This is a genomic window from Lachnospiraceae bacterium KGMB03038 (assembly GCA_007361935.1).
Classification (GTDB): domain Bacteria; phylum Bacillota; class Clostridia; order Lachnospirales; family Lachnospiraceae; genus Massilistercora.
Genome location: CP041667.1, coordinates 2,741,366 through 2,755,958, shown reverse-complemented (window position 1 = coordinate 2,755,958; position 14,593 = coordinate 2,741,366). Strand labels below are relative to the sequence as shown.

Here is a 14,593-nt window from a genome sequence, read left to right as displayed (position 1 = left end):
AGAATGACGAAAATACGACATCCGCATATACTGTCTATAAGAAGTATATGCGGATGTTTGCGCATCCAGGAAAGAAGGAACTGGATTTGAGGCTTTCTGAATTGGAAGATAAAGAAGTTATCAACGCATGTGATTGTAAAAAGCTGGGATATGTGGTAGATTTAATCATAGACGAATGTCAGGGATGTATTGAGGCTATTATTATACCGAAAACAGGAAAGTTCTGCGGGATTTTCTGTGACGGCGGGGAATATGTGATCCCTTTTCGGTGTGTAAGAAAGATCGGGCCGGATATCATCCTGGTGGAGATCCATGAAGAGCCGCGATAATTTGGAAGAAAAACGGTTTCATTGATTTGACTTCTGGGTTTGCGGAAGATATACTCTATAATATACGATAAAAGAAAGGAATTCAGACAAGATGAAGTGTCCATACTGCAGCAATCCTGATACTAGAGTCATCGATTCCCGGCCGGCGGAGGACGGCAATTCCATTCGGAGAAGGCGGTCCTGCGACATGTGCGGGAAACGGTTCACTACTTACGAGAAAATCGAGACGATCCCTTTGATCATTATTAAGAAGGATAACAACCGGGAACAATATAACCGGGGGAAAATCGAGAAAGGAATCCTTCAGGCATGCTATAAGCGGCCGGTGTCCGCGGGAGATATCCAGCGGGCCATTGACAGGATTGAGACGAAGATCTTCAGTCTGGAGGCAAAGGAGATTCCCAGCAGCGCTATTGGAGAGATTGTTATGGACGAACTGAAAGACTTAGACGAAGTGGCTTATGTCAGATTTGCGTCTGTATATCGGGAGTTTAAAGATGTAAATACCTTTATGGACGAGCTGAAGAAATTTTTGAAATAGAGATTGAAAGTACAGCGGGTTGGGTGAGAAGAGAAAATGAGGACTTATAAACTGACGATTTCCTATGATGGGAGCAGATATCAAGGGTGGCAGCGGCAGGCGACGACCGACAATACCATCCAGTTTGTTCTGGAGTGGAGCATCGGGAAGCTGGTGGGATATCGGGTTCAGGTGGACGGTTCAGGCAGAACGGATACAGGAGTCCATGCTAGAGGGCAGGTGGCCAGTGTAAGACTGTCAAAGCTGTATGATCCTAAGGAATTTAAAGATGCGCTGAATCGGTATCTCCCGGAAGATATCAGGATCGTGAAGGTGGAATTGGTAAAAAATGGATTTCACGCAAGAAAGAGCGCCAAAGGAAAGAAATACGAATACTATATCGACTGCAGGGAGAAGCCAGATGTATTTTCCAGAAGGTACTGTTATCACTACCCGGTGAAGCTGGACATTGAAGCTATGCGGGACGCGGTAAAATATCTGATCGGGCCTAAGAACTTTACCAGCTTTACAGACGACAAAGACTGTAAAGACCCAGTGCGGCGGATCACCAATATCAAGATCGTAAGCACCGGGGAGAAGGTAAGGATCACTTATTATGGGACCGGCTTCCTATATCATATGGTCCGCATCCTGACGGGGACGCTTCTGGAGATCGGGACCGGAGAAAGAGATGCCGATATGCTTCCAGTGGTGATCGCGGCGGAGGATCGGTCTTTGGCCGGATTCCTGGCGCCCGCGAGAGGGCTGTTTCTGCGGAAAGTATATTATTGATGCAAGATAAAGAAAGAATCTACACCCGGACTTCTCCGGGTGTATTTGAAAGTGGAGGAAAACAGATGAAATTCATTTCATGGAATGTAAATGGAATCCGGGCTTGTGTGCAGAAAGGATTTTTGGACTTCTTTAAAGAAGCGGATGCGGATATTTTCTGTATTCAGGAGACCAAGCTCCAGGAGGGCCAGATTGAACTGGAGACTCCGGGATATTATCAGTATTGGAATTATGCGGAGCGCAAAGGCTATTCCGGGACCGCTGTGTTTACGAAGAAAGAACCCCTGAGCGTGGCTATGGGCATTGGGATCGAGGAACACGACAAGGAGGGAAGGGTGATCACACTGGAATATGAAGACTTTTACTTTGTGACGGTGTATACCCCTAATTCTCAGAACGAACTGGCCAGACTCCCTTACCGGATGCGGTGGGATGAAGATTTCCTTGCGTATCTGAAGAAGCTGGAAGAGAAGAAGCCCGTTGTTTTCTGCGGGGACCTGAACGTGGCTCACAAGGAGATCGATCTGAAGAATCCCAAGACCAACCGGAAGAACGCGGGGTTCACAGACGAAGAACGAGAGAAATTCTCAAAAGTCCTGGAAGCCGGATTTGTTGATACCTTCCGGTACTTCTATCCGGAGGAGACGGGGATTTATTCTTGGTGGTCTTACCGGTTTAAGGCAAGAGAGAAAAACGCGGGGTGGCGCATCGACTATTTCTGTGTGTCAGACTGCTTAAAAGACCGTTTGATCGACGCCAAAATTTTAACGGACGTGATGGGTTCCGACCACTGTCCGGTAGAACTTCAAATAGGGACGGGGGAAAATTAAAAATCCCCCGTCCCTATTTGGAACCGGACAAAATCCAGCGGCATATCTTATCAGTAATGGTATAGACTGGGGAGTTTTCTATGGAAACCCTGAGGAAAAAGAAATGGCGGACCAGAGGACTTGCGGCCATGCTGGTTTTGCTCATGGCGGCTGGTTTGTGGAGATACGTCCAGGAGTATGTCAGCATTTCCAATAATGTAAACGGGCGGGAAATGCCGATCTGTTCTGTAGAGACGCAGGAGAAAAAAGTGGCGCTGACGTTCGATGTGTCATGGGGAAATAAAGATATACATAAAATCCTGGATATTCTGGAAATCTATCAGGCGCGAGCTTCCTTTTTTGTCACGGGGATGTGGGCGGAGAAATATCCGCAGGAAGTAAAAGCTATCCAAGATAAGGGCCATGATCTTGGAAACCACAGTGAAGACCACAAAAATATGAAGGGACTGTCTCTGGAAGAAAAGGACCTGGAAATCCAGAAAGCCCATCAAAGGATAGAGAAGCTGACGGGAATCCAGATGGATCTGTTCCGGCCGCCTTATGGAGACTATGATGATGAAGTGATCCTGAGAGCAAAAGAACAGGGATATGATACCGTTTTGTGGAATGTGGACAGTATGGACTGGAAAGACTATGGAAAGGACCAGATTGTAAATACGGTGCTGCGTCATGAAGATCTGGCGAATGGTTCTATCATACGGTTCCACTGCGGTACAAAGTATACGGCGGAAGCGCTGGGGGAAGTGATCCAGGGACTTCAGGAACAAGGGTATGAGATCACCCCTCTTTCCGGTTTGATCTACCGGGAGGAGTATCATATGGACGTAAAAGGAAGGCAGATCCGGAACCGCCAGACCTTTTGACCCTGGCATCAAAGTATGGTATAATGTGGGATGCATTTTTGAGAGTTCTTATAGAAAAATAGATTCAGGAGGGATACCGAATGCAGAGTATAAGGAAAGTAACCGAAGACATTCTGTGGGTCGGCTGCAATGACAGACGGATCACGCTGTTTGAGAATTTGTTCCCAGTTCCTAAGGGCGTATCTTATAATTCTTATCTGCTCATAGATGAGAAAGTGGCTCTGATGGATACGGTAGACGAGTCCGTTACCGGACAATTTCTGGAGAACCTGGAGGGAGCTCTGGAAGGGCGCGCCATTGACTATCTGATCGTACATCATATGGAACCGGACCACTGCGCAAATATCCGGCTTCTGATGGAGAAATATCCCCAGATGCAGGTAGTGGGCAGCGCCAAAGCGATCCAGATGATCGGACAGTTCTTCGATATAGAGATGGAAGGACGCACAATGACGGTGAAGGAAGGGGATACCCTTTCTGTAGGCAGCCATACCCTTCGTTTTGCTATGGCGCCTATGGTCCATTGGCCGGAGGTTATGGTAACCTATGATGAGAAAGAGAAAATCCTGTTTTCCGCCGATGCGTTTGGAACCTTTGGGGCGCTGAACGGAACTATTTTCAACGATGAGGTGGATTTTGAGAAGGAATACCTGGCAGAAGCCCGGAGATATTATGCCAATATCGTCGGCAAATACGGCGCCCAGGTGCAGGCGCTCCTAAAGAAAGCATCTGCCCTGGATATCCAGATGATCTGCCCGCTTCACGGCCCCATTTGGCGTACGGAGATCGATTGGTTTATCGATAAATATGATAAATGGAGCAGATACGAGCCGGAAGAAAAAGGAGTGGCGGTGATCTACGGTTCCATTTACGGCCATACGGAGCAGGCGGTAAACGCGCTGGCCTGCCAGCTTGCCGAGAAAGGCGTGAAAAATATTGCCGTTTATGACGTATCAAGAACCCATGTGTCAGATCTGATTTCAGAAATCTTCCGGGTCAGCCATCTTGTGCTGGCGTGTCCTACCTACAATGCAGGAATCTATCCGCCAATGGAAAATCTGCTGGCAGATATGAAAGCGCTTTCGGTGCAGAAACGTACGGTCGCCCTGATGGAAAATGGAACTTGGGCCGCGGCTGCCGGAAAGCAGATTTTGAAGCGGTTGGAGGAAATGAAAGAAATGCGGATTTTGGAAGGCTCTCTGTCTCTGAAGTCTACGTTGAAAAGCGACCGGGCGGAAGATCTGGAGAACTTCGCCCAGCAGATCAAAGAGGCTTTGTAGAGGACAATTCGTCCGGTGGGCCGTAAGAAGGCCGGCGCCGGAAAATGAGCAGGGGGAAAAGTATGAAAAAAGGGTTGCGTCTGCTTTTGTGCGCGCTGCTCTTATCTCTGGTATTTGGCTTCAGTGCCTATGCGAGAGCGGGCGGAGGCGGAAGCAGTGGAAGTAGCGGTGGAAGCAGCGGAGGAGGCTCTTCCAGACACATGTATTCAGATACGGGGACCAGACGGTCCAATCCCATCAGCTCCATTTTAAATACCGGGATCGGGATCGCCATAGCGGCCGGGGGTACGATCGTATTCGTATACCGGGCGCGGAAGGCGAAGGCAAAGAGCGTCCGGCTGATGAAAGCCTATGAAAAAGTTGGAAAGAATTGGAACTATCGGGAGATCCAGAAACGGATCGAAGAGGCGTACTATGAGATCCAGGAGTGCTGGCGCAGACAGGACGCGGATTATGCCGCTGAGTATCTAAGCCGGGAATTGAAGGAGCAGTGGCAGGCAAAACTGGAATGGATGGTCATCCGGGGCGAGGAAGTGGTCCAGAAGAATGTGAAGCTTCTGAGCGCGGTCCCGGTGCAGGCTGTGGATCGGGAAGGGGAATCGGACGACCGGATCTGGTATCTGATCCATGGAAGCATGATCGGATATTACGTGGACCGGCAGACAAAAGAAGTGCTGCGGGGCAATACCCGGCCGGAAAGATTCTATGAATACTGGCTGTTTATCTATGAGGAAGGATGCTGGGTCCTGCATGAGATCCGGCAGAAAAACGAGATGGATATCCGGCAGTTTTCGGAATAAGGCCAGAGGAGAAGAACGGAAGATAGAGGATGATAAAATGGAAAACAGAGTATCGGTGATCAGTATCATCGTCAAGGATGAAGAAGCGGCAGTAACAGTCAATGACCTGCTTCATGAGTACCGGCATTATATTGTTGGACGTATGGGGCTCCCGTACAGACAGAGAGGTGTTTCGATCATCAGCGTAGTGATCGACGCGCCCCAGGATGCCGCCAGCTCCCTGTCCGGGAAGCTTGGCATGGTGGAAGGCGTGACGGCGAAAACGCTGAGCGCAAAACTATAAGAATTTATAGACGGTGGATGCCGCTTTGCAGTTCTTCTGCCCATTTTTGCAGATTGTAGGTGCGGCCGCCAAAGAGTTTGAGAATAACCCCGGTGGGGTTATTTTCATTTGCGAAGGCATTTGCCTCATCGGTGTCTACATGCATAGCAAGGGCGTAATCCGGGCTGACCCGGACTACCACATCGGCAAAGATCAAAGAGCGTTCATAGCTTTCCATGATCACAAACACATCATCGTTATCCCGGACATTGAGCTGGACAGCCTGGACGGGAGTCATGTGGATGTGCCTTTTGGCTACGATCACACCATGATCCAGCTCCAAACTTCCGGCAGGGCCGACCAGCGTACAGCCGGGAGTGCCTTCTGTCTCCCCAGACTGACGGATCATACCAGGGATTCCGAGTTTGCGGGAATCGGTCATGGAGATCTCCACCTGGGTTTCTTTACGAAAAGGACCAAGGACGGCTACATTCTCAAAGGTTCCTTTTGGTCCCTTTATTGTAAGCCGCTCCTCGCAGACATACTGGCCGGGCTGGCTCAGATCAGCTTTATAAGTAAGAGCGCCGCCTTCTCCAAAGAGAATATGAAAATCCTCTTCACAAAGATGAATGTGCCGGGCGCTGGTTTCGATTGGTATTGCAAGACTCATGTTCATATCCCCTTTCTGGATTATAGAATATTTTCATTTTAACAGAGCGGACTCTATTTTTCAATTACATTTCCCCTTTCATTTTGAAGGGAAATATTTTATAATGGTACCAAGGGCGGAATCTTTCGTCCGGTATCGTTCCGATACAGGTAAGAATAGTGTGGTGAGTATAAAATAATAAGGAGGTAGAGTTATGAAAGCGGTCTGGGAAGGCATCAAAGAATTTTTTGAAAGAGACTGGACGCCGGCGGAGAAGATTTTGGTCATTCTCTGCTGTCTGCTGCTTGGGGTGGTGAAAGGTTTCCTTCTGGCCCCGGTAAAAAGGGGAATTGCTTGTGGGAATAATAACGGCAATACCTATAATCAGCTGGAGGACGACTACTGGCTGGACGAAGAGGAATAAATAGAATTAAGGGATTAGAAAGAAAAACAAAGGCGTTTTCATTGCAGGATGAGAACGCCCATTTTTACGAGGAGAGACAGCATGAAATTCACGAAAATGCAGGGATTGGGCAATGATTATGTCTATGTCAATTGTTTGAAAGAAGAGGTGAAAGAGCCGTCAAAAGCAGCCAAGCTGGTCAGTGACCGGCATTTCGGGATCGGGTCAGACGGATTGATCTTGATCTGTCCGTCCAAAGCGGCGGATTTTGAGATGCGCATGTATAACGCGGATGGATCCAGAGGGGAGATGTGCGGAAACGGCATACGCTGTGTGGCAAAGTATGTTTACGACTATGGTCTGACAGATCAGTCCAGCATTACTGTAGAAACACTGGGAGGCATCAAACACTTGGATATTTTCCCCAAAAACGGGAAGGCGGATCAGATCCGGGTAGACATGGGGGCTCCGGTGCTCATGCCGGGGGAAATCCCGATCCTGGGAGAATCTGGCGCTCAGATGGAGAAGCGAAGCGTAGTGGACGAGCCGCTCCTGGTAGAGGGCAGGGAGTATCGCATGACCGGAGTGTCTATGGGCAATCCCCATGCGGTAGTCTATGTGGAAGATGTACAGGGCCTGGAGCTTGAAAAGATCGGGCCCGCCTTTGAAAATCATCCCAGATTCCCAAGGAGGATCAATACAGAATTTGCCCGTGTCATCGACCGTCACACCGTGGAGATGCGGGTGTGGGAGCGGGGCTCCGGCGAGACGCTGGCCTGCGGGACAGGGGCCTGCGCTGTGGCGGTGGCTTCCATCTTGAACGGTCTGACAGAACGAGAGGTGACGGTACGCCTTTTGGGCGGCGACCTGAAGATCGAGTGGGATGGGGAAGACGGACACGTCTTCATGACCGGACCAGCCCGGACTGTATTTGACGGGGAGATCGATCTGGAGGCGCTGGAAGAAGCGGCCAGGAAGGAGTAGCCGGAGGCGCCTGAGAGAAGCGTTGGCGTGAAAAGCCGCGTTTCAGTTTGGGAAAAAGCGGCAATACAGCAAGAGCAGAACAGCAAAAAGGAGAGATGCATATGTTTAAAGTGAACCAAGATTATTTAAAACTTCCGGGGAGTTATCTTTTCTCTACCATCGGAAAGAAGGTGGCGGCTTATCAAGAAGCGAATCCGGATAAGAGTATCATCCGCCTTGGCATCGGGGATGTGACCCAGCCTTTGGCGCCGGCCATCATAGACAGTCTCCACAAAGCGGTAGACGAGATGGCCCACGCGGAGACCTTCCACGGGTACGCGCCGGATCTTGGATATGAGTTCCTAAGAAGCGCTATGGCAAAAAACGATTACCAGGATAAAGGCTGTGATATCCAGGCAGACGAGATCTTCATTTCTGACGGGGCAAAGTGTGACTCTGGAAATATCCAGGAGATTTTCGCCAAAGAGAATAAGATCGCGGTATGCGACCCGGTGTATCCGGTCTATGTAGACACCAATGTAATGGCGGGCCGTACCGGGACATACGACCCCAAGACGGAGACATGGAGCGATGTGATTTATATGCCTTGCACAAAGGAGACCAATTTCGCGCCGGAACTGCCAAAAGAGACGCCGGATATCATTTACCTGTGTTTCCCCAATAATCCGACAGGTTCTACGATCACGAAGCCGCAGCTTCAGGAGTGGGTGGATTACGCTAACAAAGTGGGAGCGGTGATCATCTACGATGCCGCTTACGAGGCTTATATTTCCGAGGCGGACGTTCCCCACACCATCTATGAGTGTGAAGGAGCAAGGACCTGCGCCATCGAGCTGAGAAGCTTTTCTAAAAACGCGGGATTTACCGGAGTAAGACTGGGAGCCACGATCGTGCCCAAAGACCTGAAATCCGGAGATGTAATGCTCCATTCTCTGTGGGCGAGACGCCACGGCACTAAGTACAACGGAGCGCCTTATATCGTACAGCGGGCAGGAGAGGCCGTATACTCAGAGGCAGGCAAGGCGCAGTTAAAAGAACAGGTCGCATACTATATGAAAAACGCCAAAGTTATATACGATGGATTAAAAGAGGCGGGTTATAGCGTATCCGGCGGTGTGAACGCTCCATATATCTGGCTGGAGACACCCAAAGGAATGACGTCCTGGGAGTTCTTCGACCATCTGCTGGAAAAGGCAGGCGTAGTCGGAACCCCCGGTTCCGGATTCGGCCCAAGCGGCGAAGGATATTTCCGGCTGACCGCATTTGGAAGTTATGAGAATACGGTGGCGGCTATCGAGCGGATCAAGAAGATGTAATAATTTGGGACGTAGTAAAATGCAATTTTACTACGTCCCAAATTTAATTTTACGGTGTACCAAAATGAAAAGAGGGGTGTACCCAAATGGTATCTGGGTTCCCCTCTTGCTTTCGCTTGACTTATGTATTAAGGCTATCCCTGTACTTTTTTGTTGATGGTATCCTGGATCAGACAGTAGCTGACGATACTTAGTCCGAAGATACCCAGGATCAGATAAAGGACATTGGAGCTTCCGTTGACGCCTTTGATCCGGTCACAGCGGTCGCCCATTTTATAGAGCCAGTACCAGCCGTAGATTCCGCAGGTGATCAGAGTAAACAGGAAAACCATACCGCCGGAAGTTGCCTGATATTCTCCGGAGAGCTGATTTACCTCATCATTGATCTTGATCATCCAGTAGATTGCATAGATTCCGCAGGTAACGATTGAAAGAATGATCGCTACAGGGATGCTTCTGGGAGTGATTCCAAAATTTTGTTGAAATCCTGGATTCTGGTAAACCGGTCCTCCGTAATTGTTATTTGGCTGTCCCTGGTAGTTCTGGCCGCTACCGTAGCTGTATTGTCCATTGGTGTTTGCCTGGCCGCCATTCATGTTATCTGCGTGAGACTGTGAAGCAGACCCTTCCGGCAGCGGAGAGCCGCACTCTGGACAGAACTGGGCATTGTCTGGGCAGACAGCGCCGCACTTTGTACAATATTTCATGATATCTCCTCCTCATTGTTTGATCATCACTGGTATCATACCACAAAACCATAGGGATGGCTATAGATTTTACATAGAATTACGGCTTGTCAGTGCTGGAAATATAGAACAGATTCAAAGTGAATGTTTATGAACATAGAACGGAAGGAAACAACAGGTGACAAAATGGTATGAAATATTGGTGGAGGACATGATAAAAAGGGACAGGGCAATTTCAATTAGGGCCGGGGGATTTTTAAAAATCCCCCGGCCCTAATTAAGATATTCTAATTGTGAATATTTTTGACAATTCATATTTTATTTAAGCATTTCGTGACAATAAAAAAACTATGCTAGAATTAGGCTGAAATCAAGAAGAAATATGTTTACGTAAACAAGATAAAAAACAAGGAGGTGTAAAAATGGGATCATATGTTGATGAATTGATTAAGAAAGCCAGAAAAGCCCAGAAGGTATATGCAGACTTTTCTCAAGCAGAATATGACAAAATTACCAGGATTTGCGCAAAGACGGTATATGATAATGCGGAAATGTTTGCAAAAGAAGCAGTGGAAGAAACGGGTATGGGAGTTGTGGAGTCCAAAATCCGTAAACAGAGGAACCTGATGGGAAATGCCTGGTATTACATGAAAGGGAAAAAATCCAAAGGAGTTGTAGGTTGGGAAAAAGGAAAGCTAGACCAGGATTGTATCTTGAAAATAGCTAAACCGATTGGGATTGTTGGGGCGATCATGCCGAGTACAAATCCTACTTCCGCAATGGGAGGAAATGGAATGCAGGCGTTAAAAGGAGGAAATGCAGTTATTTTTTGTCCTCATCCAAAAGCGAAGAAGGTATCACTCCACTGCTGTAAGCTGCTAAGAGAGGCGATTTCTCAAGCAGGGGCGCCGGCAGATTTAATTCAGGTATTAGAAGAACCTTCGATTGAAATGACTCAGGAACTGATCAAGAAAGTGGATGTTGTCGTGGCCACAGGAGGCCCAGGTATGGTCAAAGCGGCTTATTCCAGCGGGAACCCAGCGCTGGGTGTTGGACAGGGAAACTGCCAGGTGGTCATAGATGAAGGGATGGAGAGAGAGTTTGACGTGATCACATCCCGGATTGTGGCAAACAGATCTTACGATAATGGGATCCCTTGTACAGGAGAACAGACGGTGATCGTTCCTAAGAGCGCGAAGGAAAAGCTGATGAAGGCTTTTGACCGAAGTGGAGCTTATGTTATCGAAGATCCGGATATGGTTAATAAGCTGCGGGACACAATTTTCGTTTATAACGAGAAGACGCAGGATTATATACTAGATCGAAAGATTGTTGGACTTAGCGCTCAAGAGATGGGAAAAGAGCTTGGCCTTGACGTCCCGGCAGATAAGCATATCATTGTGGCTCCCATTGAGAAATATGGAACCGAGGAGTTGATGTGCAGAGAAATCCTTTGCCCGGTCACTCGGGTGATTACTTATGAAGGAGTCTGGGAGGAAGCTGTGGCAGTCGCAAAAGCGAACCTTCTCATGGAAGGAGCAGGACACTCCAGCGATATCTATACAGATGATGAGCAGAAACAAATTTACGCGGGAGAAGAATTGCCGGTGTGCAGACTGATTGTAAATAACAGCAACAAGATCATTGGAGGCGGAAGTTTTGATAATGGTTTTGTAGCCACTTCAACTTTAGGATGTGGTTTTTGGGGAGGCAGTTCTTTTGACCAGAATCTGACTTTTGAGTATCTCTTGAACTATACAAGAATGTATTACACAGTCAAGAAGGAAAGGGAAGAACTTACCTATGAGGAAATCTGGGGCGAAGAAGACTGAGATACCGGCAGGCATAGAAGGAGACTAGTATGCATTTTGAAAAACTATCAGACATTATGAAATTAGCCAATGAAAGGAAAAGGGCAAAGAAAGTAGCCATCGCCGGAGCAGATTATCATCATGTGATCACAGCGGGACTTATGGCAAAAAGAGACGGTTTTGCGGATCCGATTTTTATAGGGAACCAGGCAAAAATCACGGATATTTTGGAGGAGTTCCATGAACCTGCGGAAAAATACCGTATTATCGATATGTCAGATGAAACCAGTATCTGTTATGAAGCGGTACAGCTTGTTAGGCGGGGAGAAGCGGATTTCCTGATGAAAGGAAGGGTTAATACAGCGTCTCTATTGAAAGCGGTTCTGAATAAAGAGACAGGCCTGCCTCATGGAAAACTGATTACACAGATTTCGTTTTTCCAGATTCCGGGATATCACAAGCTCGTAGTACTTTCTGACGGAGCAATTCTGCCGTATCCGACACTGGAACAGAAAAAAGAACAGATTCGGTTGATCACGGAAACACTCCGCGGAATGGGGTATGGAGAAGATATTAAAATAGGAGTTCTTTGCGCAGCGGAAAATATCAGCCCTAAAATCACGGAAACAGTAGAGGCAAATGAACTTAAACAGATGAACCTAAGTGGGGAAATCAAAGGCTGTATCGTAGAAGGGCCTATTTCGCTGGATATTGCCTTAAATGCTGAAGTGGCAAAGGAGAAGCACTTTGAAAGCCCGGTAGCAGGTGATGTGGATGTGTTGCTGGCGCCAAATCTTGCGGCGGGTAATTTGCTGGCAAAGGCGCTGACTATGTTTGGAGGGGCGATAAGTGTGGGAATGGTGGCAGGAGCAGGAGTTCCGATATCAGTAACGTCCCGTGTAGCGACTGTGGAACAGAAGTATACTTCCCTGGCAGTGGCGTCCGTGGCAGCAAAAGAGTAAGGAGGGCAGGATGAATCGGATTTTAGTGCTGAATTTTGGGGGTACATCTTCAAAAGTTTCAATATATGAAGACGACAAGATGATCAAAAATGAAACCATTGATTACTCAGAACAGGAGAATGACAGAAGTTCTACAAGTAAGGAACAGGTAGAGCTGAGAACAGAGCAGATTTTAGAGTGGCTCCATAAACAGGGGCTTAGCGTAGAAGATATTGACGCTTATGCAGTGCGACTGGGAGGAATGTTCTACGGTGGAGATGGAGGAACCTTTCTGGTAGATGGAAAACTAAGAGAACATATCGATGAACTGTATGAACCAGACAGAACACCAGTCCATGCTACAAGACTGACTATGGCATTAGTAGACTTACTCCAGAAGGACTTAAAAGAGAAAAAGCCAAGTTATGCGACGGATCCCTCGTCTATTAATCAGTTTCTTCCAGAAGCGTTGGTCACGGGACATCCACTTTTCCCTAAACGGGCGGCGTTCCATGCGCTGAACCAAAGGGCGGTGGCCAGAAAGGCAGCCAGTGAACAAGGAAAACAATATGAAGATATGAACATCATAGTGGTCCATGCGGGTTCCGGTGTTTCGATCGGAGCACATGAAAAAGGACGGATCATAGATGTAAATGATTCCAGTGGAGATGGAGATGGCCCATTTACCCCCAACCGTTCCGGAACCCTTCCCACCGGGCAGTTGATGCATGTATGCTACAGCGGAAAATATACGGAAAAAGAGGTATACCGGATGTTGAAATATGAAGGAGGTATGAAAGCCTACTTGGGAATTGATGACCTGCGGGAGGTGGAGAAACGAATCGATGCAGGAGATGAACAGGCAGAATTGATCCTGAAAGCTATGGCCTATCAGATCAGCCGGGAAGTGGGGGCCTGCTTTGCCACATTATGTGGAAACGTGGATGCGATCGCGATCACCGGTGGTATGTCCCGGTCGGATAGATTGGTGGCGCTCATAGAAGAGCGAGTGAAAAAAATTGCTCCAATCTATCGCTATCCCGGAGAATTTGAGAATGAAGCCTTGGCCCTAGGGGCCTACCGGGTACTATCTGGGCAGGAGAAGCCGGCAGTCTACTCCGGAGAAAAAGGACATATCCAGCCGATTACGCTTTAACTGGCAAGATCCGAAAGATCCATGGCGCGAACTGACTCTAAATAATGATAGACAGCCGGATTAGGATTCGTGTTGAGGGCGGCAAGGCAGATCTCATACTGATAAGGGTAATCCTCCAGAATGCGGAAAACAATATCATCATTGGAACTAAAATGATAGACATATTCCGGCATGATCGAGATCGTGCCATAAGACTCGATGTTGACCATAATATTTTCCACCCCGTCAATATACTCTGCGATATTTGGAGTAAAGCCGTTAATCCGGCAGGCGTTAAAGACTTCTTCAATCTTGACCGGAGAAATGATTCGGCTGGGAAGTACAAACTGCTGGTCTACCAGATCCTTTACAAAAATATGATCTTTGGAAGCCAGAGGGTTGGAAACAGAAAGCAGAACGCCAAACTTAAGCCGACAGATGTTGACAGAATCAATGGCCTGCTTGTCTGTATCTCTAAGTTCATGGGAGTACAGATAAACACAGTCTGCCTCTCCGTTCAATAAAATATCCACGAAATTTTTAGGGATATTTGTAGAAGTAAGGCAATTGATATGAACGTTTGGGTTTTTTGACAAAAAATGCTTGTTGATGGCGGCAAGATACGATCGGGCTGATTTCTGGTAGGCGACGGAAATCGATCCTAAAAGCCCCTGCTTATGTAGAGAAGAAGAAGCGGTTTTAAAAGTTTCATAGGTCTGGAAAAATTTCCGGCATTCTTCCAGGAACAAAACGCCATCGGCGGTCAGTTCCACTCCATGTTTTTTGCGGATGAAAAGGGAAGTTCCCAATTGGTCTTCCAAATGGCAGAGCTGGCGGCTGAGTGTAGGCTGCGTAATGAATAACTCATTTGCGGCTTTCGTGATGGATCTTGTTTCAGCCACAGTCAGAAAATATTTGAGGACGGTAATGTTAAAATCTTCCTGCATCATATCACTCCTCACACATAAAAATATGTCTAAATTATACGATAC

The 14,593-nt window shown here is 47.6% G+C and carries 17 protein-coding genes; 14 read left to right on the top strand and 3 right to left on the bottom strand.

Annotated features, from left to right (window positions below):
* Positions 1 to 86 precede the first annotated feature (86 nt).
* From FND36_13525 to FND36_13490, 8 genes are all read left to right on the top strand, one after another.
* Positions 87 to 329 carry a YlmC/YmxH family sporulation protein gene (locus FND36_13525; protein QDW75638.1) on the top strand — a complete coding sequence of 81 codons (243 nt, stop codon included), beginning with the start codon at positions 87 to 89 and terminating at the stop codon, positions 327 to 329.
* Between the two features lie 91 nt (positions 330 to 420).
* Positions 421 to 870, top strand: coding sequence for a transcriptional repressor NrdR (gene nrdR / locus FND36_13520; GenBank protein ID QDW74978.1), 450 nt, complete (start codon positions 421 to 423; stop codon positions 868 to 870).
* 36 nt (positions 871 to 906) lie between these two features.
* On the top strand, positions 907 to 1,641 hold the full coding sequence (gene truA / locus FND36_13515) for a tRNA pseudouridine(38-40) synthase TruA (protein ID QDW74977.1): 735 nt from the start codon (positions 907 to 909) through the stop codon (positions 1,639 to 1,641).
* 65 nt (positions 1,642 to 1,706) lie between these two features.
* The gene (gene xth, locus FND36_13510) at positions 1,707 to 2,471 is read left to right on the top strand and encodes an exodeoxyribonuclease III (GenBank protein QDW74976.1); all 765 of its coding nucleotides are present in this window, start codon (positions 1,707 to 1,709) and stop codon (positions 2,469 to 2,471) included.
* Positions 2,472 to 2,551: 80 nt separating this feature from the next.
* A complete protein-coding gene (locus FND36_13505; protein ID QDW74975.1) occupies positions 2,552 to 3,334 on the top strand; it encodes a polysaccharide deacetylase family protein in 783 nt (260 codons plus the stop codon).
* Positions 3,335 to 3,414: 80 nt separating this feature from the next.
* On the top strand, positions 3,415 to 4,614 hold the full coding sequence (locus FND36_13500) for an FprA family A-type flavoprotein (GenBank protein ID QDW74974.1): 1,200 nt from the start codon (positions 3,415 to 3,417) through the stop codon (positions 4,612 to 4,614).
* A 62-nt stretch (positions 4,615 to 4,676) separates the two neighbouring features.
* Positions 4,677 to 5,414, top strand: coding sequence for a Tim44 domain-containing protein (locus FND36_13495; GenBank protein ID QDW74973.1), 738 nt, complete (start codon positions 4,677 to 4,679; stop codon positions 5,412 to 5,414).
* 37 nt (positions 5,415 to 5,451) lie between these two features.
* Positions 5,452 to 5,697 (top strand): iron-only hydrogenase system regulator, encoded by a 246-nt coding sequence (locus FND36_13490; GenBank protein ID QDW74972.1) that lies wholly within the window; start codon positions 5,452 to 5,454, stop codon positions 5,695 to 5,697.
* A 4-nt stretch (positions 5,698 to 5,701) separates the two neighbouring features.
* Here the strand turns inward: FND36_13490 and FND36_13485 are convergent, their stop codons facing one another.
* Complete coding sequence (locus FND36_13485) at positions 5,702 to 6,346, bottom strand: phosphate propanoyltransferase (GenBank protein ID QDW74971.1); 645 nt, start codon at positions 6,344 to 6,346, stop codon at positions 5,702 to 5,704.
* Positions 6,347 to 6,539: 193 nt separating this feature from the next.
* Between FND36_13485 and FND36_13480 the strand changes: the two genes are divergently transcribed.
* The 3 genes from FND36_13480 (at position 6,540) to FND36_13470 (ending at position 9,028) form a co-directional block, all read left to right on the top strand.
* Entirely contained in the window at positions 6,540 to 6,749 is a 210-nt protein-coding gene (locus FND36_13480) for a hypothetical protein (protein QDW74970.1), read from the top strand.
* Positions 6,750 to 6,830: 81 nt separating this feature from the next.
* Complete coding sequence (locus tag FND36_13475; protein QDW74969.1) at positions 6,831 to 7,712, top strand: diaminopimelate epimerase; 882 nt, start codon at positions 6,831 to 6,833, stop codon at positions 7,710 to 7,712.
* Positions 7,713 to 7,813: 101 nt separating this feature from the next.
* Positions 7,814 to 9,028 carry an LL-diaminopimelate aminotransferase gene (locus FND36_13470; protein ID QDW74968.1) on the top strand — a complete coding sequence of 405 codons (1,215 nt, stop codon included), beginning with the start codon at positions 7,814 to 7,816 and terminating at the stop codon, positions 9,026 to 9,028.
* A 134-nt stretch (positions 9,029 to 9,162) separates the two neighbouring features.
* Here FND36_13470 and FND36_13465 read toward each other — a convergent pair whose 3' ends face one another.
* Entirely contained in the window at positions 9,163 to 9,735 is a 573-nt protein-coding gene (locus FND36_13465; protein ID QDW74967.1) for a DUF4234 domain-containing protein, read from the bottom strand.
* A gap of 401 nt (positions 9,736 to 10,136) precedes the next feature.
* On the opposite strand from FND36_13465, the gene FND36_13460 reads away from it, so the two are divergent.
* Genes FND36_13460 through buk form a run of 3 tightly spaced genes read left to right on the top strand, consistent with a single transcriptional unit; the run spans position 10,137 to position 13,622 of the window.
* Positions 10,137 to 11,546 carry an aldehyde dehydrogenase family protein gene (locus FND36_13460; protein ID QDW74966.1) on the top strand — a complete coding sequence of 470 codons (1,410 nt, stop codon included), beginning with the start codon at positions 10,137 to 10,139 and terminating at the stop codon, positions 11,544 to 11,546.
* A 29-nt stretch (positions 11,547 to 11,575) separates the two neighbouring features.
* Positions 11,576 to 12,487 carry a phosphate butyryltransferase gene (locus FND36_13455; GenBank protein QDW74965.1) on the top strand — a complete coding sequence of 304 codons (912 nt, stop codon included), beginning with the start codon at positions 11,576 to 11,578 and terminating at the stop codon, positions 12,485 to 12,487.
* Positions 12,488 to 12,497: 10 nt separating this feature from the next.
* On the top strand, positions 12,498 to 13,622 hold the full coding sequence (gene buk, locus FND36_13450; protein ID QDW74964.1) for a butyrate kinase: 1,125 nt from the start codon (positions 12,498 to 12,500) through the stop codon (positions 13,620 to 13,622).
* On the opposite strand, the gene FND36_13445 is transcribed toward buk, so the two are convergent.
* Positions 13,619 to 14,551: a LysR family transcriptional regulator gene (locus FND36_13445; GenBank protein QDW74963.1), complete on the bottom strand. Its 933-nt coding sequence runs from the start codon at positions 14,549 to 14,551 to the stop codon at positions 13,619 to 13,621. The genes buk and FND36_13445 overlap by 4 nt on opposite strands.
* Between the last annotated feature and the right edge of the window lie 42 nt (positions 14,552 to 14,593).